The organism is Erwinia sp. JH02 (genome assembly GCF_013074405.1).
In the GTDB taxonomy this organism is placed as follows: Bacteria; Pseudomonadota; Gammaproteobacteria; order Enterobacterales; family Enterobacteriaceae; genus Erwinia; species Erwinia rhapontici.
The window spans coordinates 1-16,288 of the sequence record NZ_JABANZ010000016.1 but is presented as its reverse complement, the minus strand read 5'-3'; the positions used below and the strand labels follow the sequence as shown (position 1 = coordinate 16,288).

The following is a 16,288-nucleotide window of genomic DNA, read 5'->3' as shown; positions in this document are numbered from 1 at the left end:
TGGAACACTCCATCAGCACGGCTCGTTCGGAAAAGATGATCGCCCCCTGAGGGATCCCCACAAAAATTAATGGCTTCCCGTCCGGATTCAGGTCCGGGGCCAGTTTGAGCACGCCGGAGCGGCAAAATCCGCATCCCTGCGGGCCTCGTCACGCGACGTCCTGTCGCGTGACGTCCGGCTTACCTCAATCTGGCCCCCTCCCCGCAAGATAGCGCTCGCTGTGGGTTTTAAAACGCTACGACGTGACTGACTTTGCTGATTGATTTGGGTTTTGACCTGGGTTTTGACGTTGAGGCGGCATTCAGCAGCGCTGACGAGGGCATCCACGCAGTGGAGGTTTAAAACCCACCGCGAGCGATTAGACGCCCTGCCTCTTACAAAATCTTCACTAACCCGATGGTGCGTTCAATCGCCAGCAGGATCAGCACCGCAATCACAATAAAGATCACCGAAATGGCATTCACCGTCGGGTCGAAGGTCTGATCAACATAGTTAAAGATCCTCACCGGAACGGTGATGGTATCCGGTGCGCTGAGAAACAGGCTGACGGACACTTCGCCAAACGACGTGACCCCGGCAAACACCGCGCCGGCCAGCATTCCGGGTTTGATCAGCGGCAGCGTCACGTGGCGGAAAGTGTACCAGCGCCCGGCCCCGAGGCTCATGGATACGGCTTCCAGCCTTCTGTCCATCGCCGCCAGACTGACGCTCACCGTACGCACCACATAGGGCAGCGCCACCACGATATGACCTATCACCAGCCCACTGACCAGCCCGGCAATCCCGGCGGCGGTCAGCACATACAGCAGGGCAATCCCCAGCACCACCTGCGGGATCATCAGCGGCGATAAAATAAAGGCCTGCAACGTCTCACGATAACGAAACTCAAGCCGCGCCAGCGCCCAGGCGGCAAAGGTGCCGAGGATCACCGTCAGCGGCGTCACCACCACTAACAGGATAAGGCTGATACTGAGCGACTCCCGCCAGCCCGCATCATCCAGCAATGCGGAGAACCAGCGCAGGGACACACCCTGCGGCGGAAACTGTGGATACGGTTCCGGGCTGAAGGCCGAGAGCACAATCACGCCGACCGGTAAGGCGAGAAACAGATACACCAGAATCCCGGTCAGCGTCACCAGCCCCTGGGTCAGGCGCCGCAGTATACGGTCAGTGACCATGATTTTTCTTCTCCCAGCGTTTGAGGAACAGGCCAACAATACCGGCCACCGCCAGCGTCATCACCAGCAGCGTCAGCGACAGCGCGGCCGCCAGCGGCAGATTCGCCGTCTGCATCGCCTGCTGATAGATGGCAATCGGCAACAAGGGTTGCAGCCGCCCGCCAATCAGCAACGGCGTAATGTAACTGCCTGCCGCCAGTGAAAAGACAATGATAAATCCGGTCAGCATCCCGGGCAGCGTCAGCGGTAACACCACCCGACGGAACGTCTGGCCCGGCGTGGCGCCCAGGCTCATCGCGGCCAGGCGCAACGACGGGGCAATTTCATTTAACGAGGTGATCAGCGGCAGCACGGCAAATGGCAGCATGACCTGCACATAGGCAATCACCACCGCATTCATATTCCACAACAGCGCCAGCGGCTGCGGGATCAGCCCGGTAAACAGCAGGAAGCCGTTAATCAGCCCGTTCTGCGCCAGCAGCACAATCCAGGCAAACGTGCGGATCACCACGCTGGTCAGCAGCGGCGAGATTAAAATCACATACAGCAGCGTACGCCAGTGGCGGCCTTTCACGGTCACCAGCAGCCAGGCGGCGGGCCAGGCCAGCAGCACGGTCATCGCCGCCGTCAGCAACGACACCCACAGCGTGGTCCAGAGCGCATACAGATACTGCGACTCGCCAAACACCGTCAGGTATTGCGCCAGGCTGTGGCCGGGCAGCGGATTCAGCAAACTGTCGACCGCGGTCAGGCTCTGATCGAGCAGCAGCAGCAGCGGCACCAGCAGAAACAGCACCAGGAACACCAGGCACGGCGTCAGCATCAGCCAGGGAAAGGCGTTCTGCCTAAGCCGGTTCATTGCGGCGCTCCCGGCGTGGGCAGCACGATGACATCGTCTTCACGCCACGCCAGGTAGAGCTTATCGCCCGGTGCGGGTAACTGACGGAAGTCCTGTTCCGCAGGCTGCACGCGCAGCTCGCCGCCGCCGGGAAGCTGGCACAGCAGGCGCAACGTCGCCCCGGCAAAGCTCGCCTCTTTTACGCTGGCGAAGGTGCCGTTAACCGCCGGTTCACCGCCGCCGGGCAGAATGCGGATGCGTTCCGGTCGCACAATCAGTAATGCGCTACGGGCATCAAAACGACTGGCTGCCAGCTGTAACGGCTGCCCCGCTGCACTGAAATGTTCGCTGGCCTGATAACGTTCGCTGCCACGGTCGGCCGTCACCTGGAACAGGTTCGCCTGCCCGACAAACTCGGCGACAAAACGGTTCTCCGGCTGACGGTAAAGTTCCGACGGCGTGCCCACCTGCTGCAACTGCCCCTGACCGAGAATACCGATGCGATCGGAGAGCGTCAGCGCCTCTTCCTGATCGTGGGTGACCAGCACCGTGGTGATACCCACCCGTTTTTGCAGCGCACGCAGCTCATCCTGCATCTCCTTGCGCAGCCGGGCATCCAGATTGGACAACGGCTCATCCAGTAACAGCACCTGCGGCTCAATCGCCAGCGCACGGGCAATCGCCACGCGCTGCTGCTGGCCGCCGGAGAGCTGATGCGGCATGCGCGTTCCCAGCCCCTCCAGGCGCACCTGCCTGAGGGCCTCCGCGACCCGGCGGCGCTGCTCATCGCGCGCCACATGGCGCACCTTTAGCCCAAAAGCCACGTTATCCGCCACGCTGAGGTGCGGGAACAGCGCATAGTTCTGGAACACCATGCCGATATTGCGTCGGTAAGGGGGTAACGCGGTCATATCCTGACTGCCAATCAACACCCGCCCGTCATCGGCCGCCAGAAAACCCGCGATGATATTCAGCAGCGTGGTTTTGCCACAGCCGCTGGGGCCGAGCAGGGAGAAAAACTCCCCCTGCTCTATCGTCATGCTGACGCCATCCAGCGCGCGATGCTGCCCAAACTGCCGCTTCACCGCGTCAATCACCACGGAACTCATTTTGTCGCCCCCAGCGACTGGCTCCAGCGGTTGGTCCAGTCGGCCAGCTGCGGCGTGGCCGTGGCGTAATCAATCCAGATCAGTTTGCTGTAGGCTTCTTCACCCACTTTCACCTGTTTTTTCAGGTTGTCGCTGTACTGCACCTCTTTATTGGTCATGCCGTACAGTGATTTATCGGAGAAGGCTTTCTGCACCTGGGCGCTGGAGAGCGCATTCACCACTTTGTAAGCATTCGCCAGATTCGGTGCGCCTTTCGGGATCACCCAGTTGGCCGCGCCAACCACCGCGCCTTCAGACGGGTACACAAAGTCGATTCTCATCCCCTGCTGTTTCAGGGCAAACACGCGACCATCCCAGAACGGCACAATCCACGCATCCCCGCGCTCCAGCAGCGTCTGGATGGCACCCGGGCTGTCCGGGAAGGCCACCGCGTTACCGCGCAGATCTTTCAGTTTGGCAAAGGCTTTATCCACATCAGCCGGGTTGTTCAGCTCACCGCCCAGCGCATGCACCAGCCCGGCAAAGAACTGCAGCCCCGCCGCATAGGTCGGTGACGAAATCGCCACGTGGCCTTTGTATTCCGGCTTCCACAGATCCAGCCAGCTGGTCGGCGGGGTTTTCACCAGGTCGCTGCGGTAGGCGAGGCCTAACTGCCCAAGACTGAACGCGGCAGCATAGGTTTTGTTCTCGCTGACAAAGCGCGTTTGCACACTCTGATAGAGCTTATCGAGGTTAGGAATCTCTTTGGCCTCCAGCGGTTGCAGCAACCCTGCTGCCGTCGCACGCTGCACGGTATCCGGCTGGAAAACCACAATATCGTAAGGCGAACGACGCCCTTTTGCCGCACGCAGTTTGGCAAACCATTCGGCATCGGCACCGGGCACCACGGTCAGTTTGATATGGTTATCTTTAGCAAACTGCTCCAGGCCGGAGGCACGAATATTCTTCTCCCAGTCACCGCCATACACCCCCACCACCACCGAATCCGTGGCTTCCGGCGCGGTTGCTGCCGTGGCTGCACCGCTGATAACAAGGCCGATCAAGGCAGAAAGCAGTGCCCCACTGTTTTTAGTTAAACGCATGTTCATCTCCTGGTGATGACGAGGTAAGGGATAAAAACTGCTGTTCCAGTGCGGCAACAGCGTCGGCAAAACACTGACGGGCAGTGTGAATATCGGCCTGCGTTTCACGCGGGAAGTGAGGCGGTAACTGCGCCAGCGCGGCGGCAAACGCCTGCTGGCGATAACGCTGTCTTTCCGCCGGCGTCAGCGCATAAAGTTGTTGGTTGAGGCGTGATAACAGCGCGGGGGAAAACACGGCCAGCCAGTTATCCCGCGCCGGGCCGGAGGACGAGCCCGGTGTTCTGGCCTGCTGACGCAGAGTGGTTGTCGCCTGCTGATCCACCTCGCCGTTGACGATGATCACGCCATACTGGTCGGCGGCGGACAGAATACCGATCAACTGGTTATCGACATCACGCTTCACCGCTGCCGGGTCGCGCAGGAAGGGATCGCCCCAACCGCCGCCGCCCGGGGTTTGCAGCAGCACCTCATCCCCGGCTTTGACGCTGAGCAGGTCAATTTTGCCCAGCACGGTGCCGCCCGCATCGCCCGGGTTGAGCGTCATGCGCGTGGGTTGCCCGGGCAGCCCGCCGTTGACGCCCCAGGGCTGGAACACCATCCGCTCCATGCCGCGCGCCAGCAGCGTGGTGTCATCGTGCAAAATGCGAATACGGATTTGCTGGCCCATACCACCGCGCCACTGCCCGGCTCCGGCAGACTCTGCGCGCAGGGCATACTGCACGATTTCGATTGAGGTTTCGGCTTCGACCATCTCCACCGGGTTGTTCGCCAGGTTAGAGATGCTGTTGTCACGCCCGTCGATGCCGTCACGGCCAAAACGGCCGCCACCGCCGCCGACCATCGGTTCAATCACCTGTACATTCTGCTCTTTGCCGTGGCGGGCCGTTTCTGCCACCACCAGCGGAATAATGGTGCCGCCGCTGGCCGCGGGCATCACTTCAGGCAGCGCCTGCCCCAGCAAACCGTTTAATAAGTCGTTGACGCGCACGGCCGTGGCATGGCGCACGCCAACGGCGGCCGGGAATTGAGGATTGACCAGCGAACCGACCGGGGCAAACAGGGAAACAGGTTGCAGCAGACCGGCATTCAGTGGCACGGTTTTATCCAGCGTGCAGACCAGCGCCAGAATGCGCAGCGTCAGCCAGGCATGGGGATCGCCGTGGCTCGGGATATTCAGCGCCACGGCCACCTGGGCATCGCTGCCGCTGAAATCCAGATGCACATTGCCATCGTCAAAGGTGGCTTTCAGCGCCAGCCGCACCGGCAGGCCGCTGCCAGCCGCATCATCCAGATAGTCTTCAAATTCGTAGCTGCCCTGCGGGATACGGCGCAGCACCTGACGCGCACGGGCCGCCGCATACTGTTGCAGATCCTGCTGCGCCTGAATCACCTGCGGTGCAGCGTGCTGAGCAACGATTTTTTGCAGGCGCTGTCGCCCGGCCCCCAGTGCGGCGAGCATCGCCTGAATATCCCCGGCGTTGGCATCCGGCGTGCGGCTGTTGGCGGCGAGAATAGTGACCACGTCCTGATTCAGCACCCCCGCCCTGACCAGTTTGACCGGCGGGATTTGCAGCCCTTCCTGGAAGATATCGCTGTTGGTCGGTGAGATGCTGCTGGGCACACGGCCACCGACGTCGGATGCATGGAGGAAGGCCCAGCCCCAGGCGACGATCTCCCCGTCAATAAACCAGGGTTCCAGCACCTGTAAATCCGGCAGGTGCGTTGCCAGCCCGCGCGAACGCCAGGGATCGTTAGTGAGGATCACATCCCCCGGCTGCACCTCGCCCACCGCCTGCATCGTGGTCAGCAGATTCAGCCCGACAAAACCGGACACGCCGATGCCGCGCGGATAGGCGAAGAACTTGCCGTGCCGATCGGCCACCGCGCAGCAGAAATCCGCCGTCTCTTTCACATACAGTGTGCGCCCGGTACGTTGCAGGATGTGGCACATCTCTTCCGTCAGCGCCGTCAGTTTATGGTTGAGGATCTCAAGTGTAATCGCGTCGAGCTTCACAGGGGGCCTCCCGTTTCACGGGTGATCAACAGGTTGCCTGCCGGGTCGAGCTGTGCCGTCCAGCCGGGGAGAATCAGCGTGGTGGTATCGTCCTGTTCCACAATCGCCGGGCCTGTCAGGCGATCGTCAAACTGGATCTGCGCACGCTGCCAGATATCCGCCGGCTGCCAGCGCTGGTTAAGATACAGCGGCCGCCGGGGGCGATGGGTTTCCGGCGCGTGTGGCACAAAGGCTTTCTCTGTCGGGCGCGGCAGCGGTGCCGTCAGCGACAGCCGCAGGGTGGTTAATTCGATATCGGTGCGGGCACCGGTAAAGCCGTAGCGCTGCTGGTGCAGCTGCTGGAAACTCTCCTGCAATCCGTCCAGGGTGAGGGTATCCGCGCTGGCCAGGCTGACGCTCAGCTCATAGGCCTGACCGCTGTAACGCATATCGGCTTCTACCGTATAACGCGGCGCTGCGCGGCTCAGGGCAGCGGCCTGCTCTCCGAACCACTGCTGCGCCAGCAGATGAAGTTCGTCAAGGGTCGTGGTCAGCGTAATGAAGGTGCTGGCATTGACGCGCACGCGCAGGCTGCGCACAAAGTCACGGCGAATATCGGCGGTGATCGCCCCCTGTGCGCAGAAGGTGCCAGGACGTAACGGCACCACAATACGTTCGAGGCCCGCCTCACTGGCAAACAGGTTGGCATGCGTCGGTCCGGCACCGCCGAACGGGATCAGCGTCAGGGCATCGGCCGAGACGCCGCGCTGCGCCACGGCTTTATTCAGCTCCGTCGCCATCTGCGTGGTCGCCACCGCCAGCGCCCCGCTGGCAACCTGCTCTGCCGCATCCTCGCCGCGGATACCGAGTTGCGCCGCCAGCGCGGCAAGCGCCGTTCGCGCCGCCGCAAGGTCGAGGGGAATGGTGCCGCCCAGCCGGGCATCAGCCGGCAGGATGCCGCAGACCAGATAGCAGTCGGTGATGGTCGGGGCCACGCCGCCGCGGCGATAGGCCACCGGGCCGGGATCGGCCCCTGCGCTTTCCGGCCCCACTTTTAAAATGCCGTATTCATCGACATGGATAATCGACCCACCTCCGGCGCCGATGGCAGAGACGCCGACCACCGGTAACATCAGCGGCAGGCCGCCAATATCAGTGCGGTTGACGCGTTCAACATCGCCCTCCGCAGAAAGGGAAATATCGCTGCTGGTGCCGCCCATATCGAAGGAGACATAGCCACCGCTGTGCGTGGTGGCCGCAAGATGTGCCGCCGCCATCACGCCCGATGCCGGGCCGGATAACAGCGTATCGACCGGGCGCTGGCGAGCCGACGCCAGCGGCAATACGCCGCCGTTAGAGGCGGTGATCAGGAGCGGTGCGGTCACCGACTGCGGCTCCAGCAGCCCGGTGAGGCGGCTGAAATAGCGCTGCATCAGCGGCTGAATATAGGCATTCAGCCCGGCCACCAGCGTGCGTTCATATTCCCGGATTTCCGGCCACAGTTCGGCGGATGAGAGCACGGGGACATCATCAAGCTCAGCCTGCAGCCGCTGCGCCAGCTCGCCCTCCTGTTGCGGATTGGCGTAACCATTCAGGGTGACCAGCGCCACGGCGCTGACGTCGAGCCGGGCAATGGCCTGCGCCAGCGTGCTCAGAGCGTGCTCGTCCGGCCACTGCATCACCTCACCTGTCGGACTGAAGCGCGCGCCGATCTCCAGCACCCGCTCACGCGGTAGAAACGGCGGTTCACGGTCGGCATGAAAATCAAAGGAAGACGGCATACGTGCGCGGCCAATTTCCAGCACATCACGAAATCCCTGGGTGATCACCAGGGCAATTTTCGCACCACGACGCTGAATAATGGCGTTCAGGCCCAGCGTGGTGCCGTGCAGCAACAGGGAGAGTGCGCTGGCAGGCTGGCCCGTTTTCTTCAGCGCCGCCTGTAAGCCATCGCTAAAGGCCAGCGCCGGATCGGCCGGGGTACTGGGTTGTTTATGAAAGAAATAGTGCTGACGCTGAGGGTCAAATATCACAAAATCAGTAAAGGTGCCCCCGACATCCACTCCCACTGTCAGCCCGGCATCGGGAATGTTGTTCACCTTTTTCTCCTGATTCACGCGTAAGTCGCGAAATTGATTAATGAAATATTTTGTTAATTTTCCCTGGATACTCCCGTATTACGAATAACAAATAGGACTAACCTTTGCCGGAAAAAGCATGACGGTGTGTAACAGCCTTAATAGATGGTTTTCGTGTAGGCCGTGGAGTACCCATCATGATCTTTTGCAGAGTTCGGCCTCTGAGGGATCCCCAGGCATTTTTTATCGCTGATAGTTTGGCTTCAGGTCTGAGGCCAGTTTGAGCACGCCGGATCGGCAACTGCCACATCCATGCGGGCCTCGGCACGCGGCTTCCCTGCCGCGTGACGTCCGGCTTACCTCAATCTGGCCCCATCCCCGCAAGAGAATGCTCGCTGTGGGTTTTAAAACCGCGACGACATGATGATTTATGTGGATTGATTTGAATTTGGGTTTGACCTGGGTTTTGACGTTGAGGCGGCATTCAGCAGCGCTGAGGAAGCACAGTGAACCAGGACGAACCGCCAGGACGGCGGTGAGAGGGAGAGCCGGCACAAGGATGTGCCGTCACGACCGGTACGTCGGTGAACGACGCTTGCGAGGGCATCCACGCAGTGGACGCAGCGCCAGCCGCAAGCCCGGGTCCCCAGGGTGGGGGCGACTGCCCACCCTGGGTCGCTCAGCCCGCGCAGCGGGAAAGCGAAACGCCCTTGACGTTGACGTTGACCTGGCCCTGGCCCTGGCCCTGAACCATCGTGCAAACCATCCCCAAAGGGTCGACCGGAAAAAGGGTCGCCCCCTTCGGCTCGCCGCCAGTCTCCCCCCTTTAATTGTCAAAGAGTGTAATCCCACACAAAAAACATTCACACGGAGATATAGCCTGTGCTATACCTTATAGCAACTGCTAATTACGTCGTATTTTTAAGCGCTTTCTGGGAGATTTCTATGCGTTTTCAGTTCCGGTTAAAAAGGTGGATCTGCGCCACTCTGCTCGCCACCTTGCCGCTGGCACCCGCGCTGGCACAGGAAAAATTCAAGGTCATCACCACCTTCACAGTGATTGCCGATATGGCCAAAAACGTGGCGGGTGACGCCGCGGACGTGGCCTCCATCACCAAAGCCGGGGCAGAAATCCACGAATATCAACCCACGCCGGGGGATATCAAACGCGCCCAGGGCGCACAGCTGATCCTCGCCAATGGTCTGAACCTGGAGCTGTGGTTCCAGCGTTTTTATCAACACCTTTCCGGCGTGCCGGAAGTGGTGGTGTCTGACGGCATTGTGCCTATGGGCATCAGCGAGGGGCCTTACAGCGGTAAACCCAATCCTCATGCCTGGATGTCACCCAAAAATGCCCTGATCTACGTTGATAACATCCGCGATGCGCTGGTGAAACACGATCCGGCCAATGCCGATATCTATCGTAAAAATGCCGCCGCTTACAAAGAAAAAATCAGCGCCACGGTGGCCCCGGTGCAGCAGGCTCTGGCGAGTATCCCGGCCGATAAGCGCTGGCTGGTGACCAGTGAAGGCGCCTTCTCCTATCTGACGCGTGATTTCGGGATGAAAGAGCTGTACCTGTGGCCGATCAACGCCGACCAGCAGGGCACCCCGCAGCAGGTACGTAAAGTGATCGATAAAGTGAAGCAGGAGAAGATCCCGGCGGTGTTCAGCGAAAGCACGGTTTCCGATAAAGCCGCCCGCCAGGTGGCGCGTGAAACCGGCAGTCATTACGGCGGCGTGCTGTACGTTGACTCCCTCAGCGCCGCCGATGGGCCGGTGCCGACCTATCTTGATTTACTGCGCGTCACCAGCGACACCATCGTTAAAGGCATTCAGCAGGGGCTGACAAAATGAACAACACACCGGACGGTATTCGTGTTAACGATCTGACGGTCACCTACCGTAACGGGCATACCGCCCTGCGCGACGCCACCTTACAGGTGCCCGGCAGCAGCATCGCCGCGCTGGTCGGGATTAACGGTTCGGGTAAGTCCACGCTGTTTAAAGCCATTATGGGCTTTGTGCCGCTCTCGCGTGGATCGATTACCCTGCTGGGCCAGCCCGCACACAAGGCACTGAAGCAGAATATGGTGTCTTATGTGCCGCAGTCTGAAGAGGTTGACTGGTCCTTCCCGGTACTGGTGGAAGATGTGGTGATGATGGGCCGCTACGGCCATATGGGAATGCTGCGCATTGCGCGTGCGGAAGATAAACGTCTGGTGACAGAAGCCCTGGAGCGCGTCGGCATGGCGGAGTTTCGTCAGCGTCAGATTGGCGAGCTTTCCGGCGGGCAGAAGAAACGCGTATTCCTGGCGCGTGCCATCGCCCAGCGCGGCCAGGTGATCCTGCTGGATGAACCCTTTACCGGCGTCGACGTCAACACCGAACGCCAGATCATCAGCCTGCTGCATGAGCTGCGCGAGGAAGGCCGCACCCTGCTGGTCTCCACCCATAATCTGGCCTCGGTCAGTGAATACTGCGACCACACGGTGATTGTGAAAGGCACCGTGCTGGCCTGCGGCCCGACGGCCACCACCTTTACCCGCGCCAATCTTGAAAACGCCTTTAGCGGCGCACTGCGCGACGTGGTGTTCGGCGACGGCGATGCGCGTCCTGCGCTTTCCATGGTGCAGGGGGATCGCTAATGGCGTGGCTGGCGGAACCGTTCCACTATCAATATATGCTGAATGCCATGTGGGTATCGGCGCTGGTGGGCGGCGTGTGTGCGTTTCTCTCCTGCTATCTGATGCTCAAGGGCTGGTCCCTGATTGGTGATGCGCTGTCACACTCCATCGTGCCGGGCGTGGCCGGGGCGTATATGCTCGGGCTGCCTTTCGCCCTGGGCGCGTTTCTCTCCGGCGGGCTGGCGGCGGGCAGTATGCTGTTTTTAAATCAGCGCACCCGGCTGAAAGAGGACGCGATTATCGGGCTGATCTTCTCCTCCTTCTTTGGCCTTGGGCTGTTTATGGTGTCGCTCAACCCCACGTCGGTGAACATTCAGACCATCGTGCTGGGCAACATCCTGGCGATTGCCCCGGAAGATATCATTCAGCTGGCGCTGATTGGCTTTATCTCGCTGCTGATCCTGCTGATCAAATGGAAGGATCTGATGGTGACCTTCTTTGACGAGAACCATGCGCGCTCCGTCGGGCTCAACCCCACGCGGCTGAAACTGCTGTTTTTCACCCTGCTGGCCGCCTGTACCATTGCCGCGTTGCAGACCGTGGGGGCATTCCTGGTCATCTGCCTGGTGGTCACGCCGGGTGCTACCGCCTATCTGCTCACCGACCGTTTCCCGCGCCTGCTGATGATTGCCGTCGCTATCGGCAGCACTACCAGCTTCTTCGGTGCGTGGATCAGCTACTACCTGGATGGCGCCACGGGCGGCATTATTGTCGTGGCACAGACGCTGGTGTTTCTCACCGCCTTTGTGTTTGCCCCTAAACACGGACTGCTGGCCCGCCGTCGTCGCGCAGCCGCCCCGCAGCAGGAGGCATGATGAATCTGACAGAACTGCTGTTAAGCCCGTTTGAATTTGATTTTATGAACACGGCGCTGACCATCTCGGTGATTGTCGCCATCCCCTGCGCCCTGCTCTCCAGCTTTATGGTGATCAAGGGCTGGTCGCTGATGGGTGATGCCATGAGCCATGCGGTGTTCCCCGGTGTGGTGATCGCCTGGATTGTCGGCATTCCGCTCGCCATCGGGGCATTTTGCGCCGGACTGTTCTGTGCGCTGGCCACCGGTTATCTGAAAGAGAACAGCCGCATCAAGCAGGATACGGTGATGGGGATTGTCTTCTCCGGGATGTTTGCCGCAGGGTTGATCCTCTATATCTCGATCCAGTCCGAGGTGCATCTCGACCATATTCTGTTTGGCGATATGCTGGGGATCTCCACCAGCGATCTGCTGCAAAGCGGCGGCATTGCCTGCGTGATTGCGGTGATTATCGGGGTGAAATGGCGCGACCTGGTGCTGCATGCGTTTGACCCGCATCAGGCGAAAGCCAGCGGGCTGAACACCACCCTGCTGCACTACGGCCTGCTGAGTATGATTGCCCTGACGATTGTGGCTACGTTAAAAGCGGTGGGGATTGTGCTGTCGATTGCCCTGCTGATTGCACCGGGTGCGATTGCCATTCTGCTGATGCGTCGCTTCTCCAGCGTGATGATCTGCGCGGTGCTGTTGTCGGTGGTGGTGTGCTTTAGTGGAACCTATCTTTCTTTCTTCCTCGACAGTGCCCCCGGCCCGACCATTGTCGTGCTGTTCGCCCTGCTGTTTATCGCGGCGTTTATCTGGTCAGTGCGCCGCGAGCGCCGGGTGGTGCTCTCCTGACCGATAAGAAAAACGGCGTCTGCACAGGACGCCGTTTCTGTCGGTTTAGCTGATATCCTGGCCGTTGGTGGCGATCACTTTCTGATACCAGTGGAAGGATTTCTTCTTGTAGCGGTTGCCGGTGCCGCTGATCTTGTCGTCCAGATCAACATAGATAAAGCCGTAACGCTTGCTCATCTCCCCCGTCGACATGCTCACCAGATCGATGCACCCCCACGGGGTGTAGCCCATCAGCTCAACGCCATCGTCAATCGCTTCCGCCATCGCATCAATGTGCTTACGCAGGTAGTTAATGCGGTAGTCATCGGCGATGTTGAAGCTCTCATCGGGCTCATCCACCGCGCCCAGACCGTTTTCAACAATAAACAGCGGCTTCTCATAGCGGTCATACAGCTGGTTCAGCGCAATGCGCAGGCCAACCGGATCAATCTCCCAGCCCCAGGCACTGGCTTCGAGGAACGGGTTACGCGCCCCGCCCAGCAGGTTGCCGCTGGCTGCTGCCGCATCCGGGTCGGTGGCATAAGTGGTGGAGGACATGTAGTAGCTGAAACCGATGTAGTCCACGGTGTGCTGCTTAATCAGTTCCAGATCGCCCGGCTGGATATCCAGCGTCACGCCCAGCGACTGCCACAGTTTTTTGGCGTAGTACGGATATTTCCCGCCCGCCTGCACATCAGCACAGTAGAAGTTAAACGACTGGGTTTCTTTCAGTGAGGCCAGCTGGTTGAGCGGATTACAGTCGTACGCGTAGTTGGTGGCAAACAGGATCATGCAGCCCATCTGGATCTGCGCGTTGGTTTCGTGGGCAATTTTCACCGCCAGACTGCTGGCGACAAACTGGTTATGCCAGCCCTGGAATTTCGCCTGCGCTTCCAGCGCGCCGGTTTTCACCGTCAACCCCTGGCTCATCATCGGGAAATGCGCGGCGCTGTTGATCTCGTTAAAGGTCATCCAGTACTTCACTTTGTCGCCGAATCGCTCCAGCACCGTGCGGGCAAAGCGCTCAAAGTGGCCGATCACCTCACGGTTTTTCCAGCCACCGAACACGGTCGCGAGGTGCAGCGGCATTTCGTAGTGGGAAATGGTGATCACTGGTTCAATGCCGTGCGCAATACAGGCATCAATCACCTGGTCGTAATGGCTGAGGCCCGCCTCATTCGGCTGCTGTTCAATACCGTTCGGGTAGATGCGCGTCCAGGCAATCGAGAAGCGGTAGCATTTGAAACCCATCTCAGCAAACAGCGCGATATCTTCGCGGAAGCGATGATAGTGGTCGATGCCTTTGTGGTTGGGATAGGTGTAGCGGGTTTCATCCAGCGTAAAGTCGAACTCTGGTGCGGCCACAATGCTCAGGCGCTGTTTGCCGCCCGGGATGGCATCGACAATCGACAGGCCTTTGCCGTCGACGTCGTATGCTCCTTCAACCTGATTAGCAGCCGTTGCGCCGCCCCACATAAAGCCCTGCGGAAACCTGTCTTTCATGCCACTTTTCCTTAAATGATACGGAGAGTTAGCGGCGCCGCAGCGCGAACGCACTGCCCTGACCCGACGTCAGCACCGCCTGAACGGCAGAAATAGTAGAGCAAAATCGGTGGAGTGAACAGCACCATGAAACCGATTGCAGAAATGAACCATGCGATGAAACTTCCCCTCTCCCGCCCACTGCGCTTTGGCACGAATAACTTTCGCAGCATGCCCTTTGGCTGAGGTTAGTGACGATAAAACACGATAAATGTTGAGTAAATCATCAGGTTGCTGCAAACATCAGCAGTTGGTTTCCCATCGTAACTTTTGCCGTTGACACCCAGGGTCGGGATCATTAATATGCGCCTCGTTCACACGATTCCTCTGTAGTTCAGTCGGTAGAACGGCGGACTGTTAATCCGTATGTCACTGGTTCGAGTCCAGTCAGAGGAGCCAAATTTAGAGAAGCCCGCTCAGGGAAACCTGAGCGGGCTTTTTGTTTTTTGCTGGATGAAACTGGGCGGCAGGTTTGGCCTAGGGGCTGACCATTTTTTCCGGTCAGCCCGCAGGCACAGGTGCTAACTTTTCACTCGAAGCGGCTGAAAGGTTGGTGACAGGCCCGGGGCCAGTTCGGGCACACCGGATCGGCAAAATCCGCTTCCCTGCGGGCCTCGGCACGCGACGTCCTGTCGCGTGACGTCCGGCTTACCCCGAACTGGCCCCCTGCCCGCAAGAATAGTGCTCGCTGTCGGTTCTAACACCCGCAACAGCATCACGATCTGGCATGGGGGTTTACCTGACGTTTTAACCATTCTGCTTTTGTTTCAAATATCCTAACAACCATTGCAAAAATTCAATCGCTGATGGATGGAGAAAAGACAGATCGCCAACTTCCATCCTGGTTATGTCATTCAGAGAGCAAGCCGCAGATTCATTGTCTGGATACTCTTCAATGAAAATAGAAAGTTCATCAACAAGGTCATCCACCAAACCAGAAAGAAGCGTTGTTGCTGTATCGACAATTTCACTATAGCTGTCGCTGTAAGTATCCATCACTAACAGACTCGACCAACCAACTCGAGAGCGCTGTTTTTGTGCAGCAGGCTACGAATCCTTACACCTGTTGCAGGATTGATTGATGAATAATTACGCAAAGTATATACTTCAGGTATGCACACAAGAGGAGCACGGCCATGAAACACAGAGTCAGCGTGACTGTAGACAAAGAGAACTATCTGGTTCTGAATGCTGCGGGCGTCAATATTTCTGGTCTGGTGAATGATGTCATCGGCAAGGAAGCTCGTCGTATAAAGGCAGAAGAGTGGAAAGACCAGAACCGTGAAGGGATGGAGGAAGTCGCCAGCTTTATCGCAAAGAATGGCTCTTTCGCCGATGAAAACAGGAACTGGTGATTATGCAATTTATTGTTTACCAATATAAACGCACCAGCCATTACAAAATTTTTGTCGATGTGCAAAGTGATATTGTCGATACCCCTGGGCGACGCATGGTTATCCCGCTCATTGAATCGCACCATCTTTCTGAGAAAGTGAATAAAACCTTGTTCCCGCTGATCCTCATCGAGGGAAAAAATCACCGATTGATGACCACGGAACTTTCTAGTGTCCCTGTCGAGGTTATCGGTGATGCAGTAGTGGATATCACCCGGTGTCAGGATGATATCAAAAATGCCATCAACCTCATGTTTTGGGGTATTTGAAAAAGCATTCACGGTGCGTGCCGTACGGCTCACCCCAAACTGGCCCCTCCCCACAACACTGTGCTGGCTGTCGGTTCTAACACCCGCAGCAGCATCACGATGCTGGCATGGGGATTATCTAATCCTGGGGGAACGTCAGTATGGCTAAGTGTCACACTAGCAGGCTCTATCGCCGTCAGTCTGTAAGTAGACCCGTTTTAGTTCCACACATTTTTTGAGGTTTCCGGTTTTTCAGCCATCAGCCGGTATTCTTCCGGTGTCAGGTTATTCAGGGATTCATGAGGCCGCTCGCTGTTGTATTCCGTCAGCCAGCGCTCTGTAATTTCCCGTGCTTCATTCAGCGTTCTGAACAGATAAAAATCCAGGATTTCTGTCCGGTACGTCCGGTTAAAGCGTTCGATAAAGGCATTCTGGGTCGGCTTACCCGGTTTGATAAAGTCCAGCATCACCCCGTGTTCTTCCGCCCACTGCGCCAGTGCCAGTGAGAC

General features: G+C 58.7%; 15 protein-coding genes and 1 tRNA gene. 7 read left to right on the top strand and 9 right to left on the bottom strand.

Features of this window, described 5'->3' with window-relative positions:
* Positions 1-374: 374 nt before the first annotated feature.
* The 6 genes from HHI26_RS23565 to HHI26_RS23540 are packed head-to-tail and all read right to left on the bottom strand — an operon-like array spanning position 375 to position 8,299.
* A complete protein-coding gene (locus HHI26_RS23565; protein WP_133841685.1) occupies positions 375-1,178 on the bottom strand; it encodes an ABC transporter permease in 804 nt (267 codons plus the stop codon).
* Entirely contained in the window at positions 1,168-2,037 is an 870-nt protein-coding gene (locus HHI26_RS23560; RefSeq protein WP_133841684.1) for an ABC transporter permease, read from the bottom strand. Before HHI26_RS23560 ends, HHI26_RS23565 begins: the two co-directional genes overlap by 11 nt.
* Positions 2,034-3,125, bottom strand: coding sequence for an ABC transporter ATP-binding protein (locus HHI26_RS23555; RefSeq protein ID WP_171149795.1), 1,092 nt, complete (start codon positions 3,123-3,125; stop codon positions 2,034-2,036). Before HHI26_RS23555 ends, HHI26_RS23560 begins: the two co-directional genes overlap by 4 nt.
* Positions 3,122-4,207 carry an ABC transporter substrate-binding protein gene (locus tag HHI26_RS23550; RefSeq protein ID WP_133841682.1) on the bottom strand — a complete coding sequence of 362 codons (1,086 nt, stop codon included), beginning with the start codon at positions 4,205-4,207 and terminating at the stop codon, positions 3,122-3,124. Before HHI26_RS23550 ends, HHI26_RS23555 begins: the two co-directional genes overlap by 4 nt.
* Entirely contained in the window at positions 4,194-6,221 is a 2,028-nt protein-coding gene (locus HHI26_RS23545) for a hydantoinase B/oxoprolinase family protein (protein ID WP_171149794.1), read from the bottom strand. Before HHI26_RS23545 ends, HHI26_RS23550 begins: the two co-directional genes overlap by 14 nt.
* Entirely contained in the window at positions 6,218-8,299 is a 2,082-nt protein-coding gene (locus HHI26_RS23540) for a hydantoinase/oxoprolinase family protein (protein ID WP_346775711.1), read from the bottom strand. The genes HHI26_RS23545 and HHI26_RS23540 overlap by 4 nt, the downstream gene beginning before the upstream one ends.
* Positions 8,300-9,223: 924 nt before the next feature.
* Here HHI26_RS23540 and HHI26_RS23535 point away from each other — a divergent pair.
* From HHI26_RS23535 to HHI26_RS23520, 4 genes are read left to right on the top strand one after another with little or no spacing between them, the layout of a single operon-like run.
* Positions 9,224-10,135, top strand: coding sequence for a metal ABC transporter substrate-binding protein (locus HHI26_RS23535; RefSeq protein ID WP_171149793.1), 912 nt, complete (start codon positions 9,224-9,226; stop codon positions 10,133-10,135).
* Positions 10,132-10,926, top strand: coding sequence for a manganese/iron ABC transporter ATP-binding protein (locus HHI26_RS23530; RefSeq protein WP_171149792.1), 795 nt, complete (start codon positions 10,132-10,134; stop codon positions 10,924-10,926). Before HHI26_RS23535 ends, HHI26_RS23530 begins: the two co-directional genes overlap by 4 nt.
* The gene (gene sitC, locus HHI26_RS23525) at positions 10,926-11,780 is read left to right on the top strand and encodes an iron/manganese ABC transporter permease subunit SitC (protein ID WP_133841677.1); all 855 of its coding nucleotides are present in this window, start codon (positions 10,926-10,928) and stop codon (positions 11,778-11,780) included. The genes HHI26_RS23530 and sitC overlap by 1 nt, the downstream gene beginning before the upstream one ends.
* Positions 11,780-12,616, top strand: a complete 837-nt coding sequence (locus HHI26_RS23520; RefSeq protein ID WP_167863850.1) for a metal ABC transporter permease — start codon at positions 11,780-11,782, stop codon at positions 12,614-12,616. The genes sitC and HHI26_RS23520 overlap by 1 nt, the downstream gene beginning before the upstream one ends.
* A gap of 45 nt (positions 12,617-12,661) precedes the next feature.
* Here the strand turns inward: HHI26_RS23520 and HHI26_RS23515 are convergent, their stop codons facing one another.
* Complete coding sequence (locus HHI26_RS23515) at positions 12,662-14,098, bottom strand: glycoside hydrolase family 1 protein (RefSeq protein WP_171149791.1); 1,437 nt, start codon at positions 14,096-14,098, stop codon at positions 12,662-12,664.
* Between the two features lie 362 nt (positions 14,099-14,460).
* On the opposite strand from HHI26_RS23515, the gene HHI26_RS23510 reads away from it, so the two are divergent.
* Positions 14,461-14,536: transfer RNA gene (locus HHI26_RS23510), tRNA-Asn, on the top strand.
* A gap of 348 nt (positions 14,537-14,884) precedes the next feature.
* On the opposite strand, the gene HHI26_RS23505 is transcribed toward HHI26_RS23510, so the two are convergent.
* Positions 14,885-15,136: a hypothetical protein gene (locus HHI26_RS23505; RefSeq protein WP_159336428.1), complete on the bottom strand. Its 252-nt coding sequence runs from the start codon at positions 15,134-15,136 to the stop codon at positions 14,885-14,887.
* A 137-nt stretch (positions 15,137-15,273) separates the two neighbouring features.
* Between HHI26_RS23505 and ccdA the strand changes: the two genes are divergently transcribed.
* Together ccdA and ccdB are read left to right on the top strand one after the other, a co-directional pair.
* A complete protein-coding gene (gene ccdA / locus HHI26_RS23500; RefSeq protein ID WP_133841674.1) occupies positions 15,274-15,492 on the top strand; it encodes a type II toxin-antitoxin system antitoxin CcdA in 219 nt (72 codons plus the stop codon).
* A gap of 2 nt (positions 15,493-15,494) precedes the next feature.
* Positions 15,495-15,800: a type II toxin-antitoxin system toxin CcdB gene (gene ccdB / locus HHI26_RS23495; RefSeq protein ID WP_133841673.1), complete on the top strand. Its 306-nt coding sequence runs from the start codon at positions 15,495-15,497 to the stop codon at positions 15,798-15,800.
* 197 nt (positions 15,801-15,997) lie between these two features.
* Here ccdB and HHI26_RS23490 read toward each other — a convergent pair.
* On the bottom strand, positions 15,998-16,288 hold a 291-nt coding region (locus HHI26_RS23490), incomplete at its 5' end, for an integrase core domain-containing protein (protein WP_171149790.1).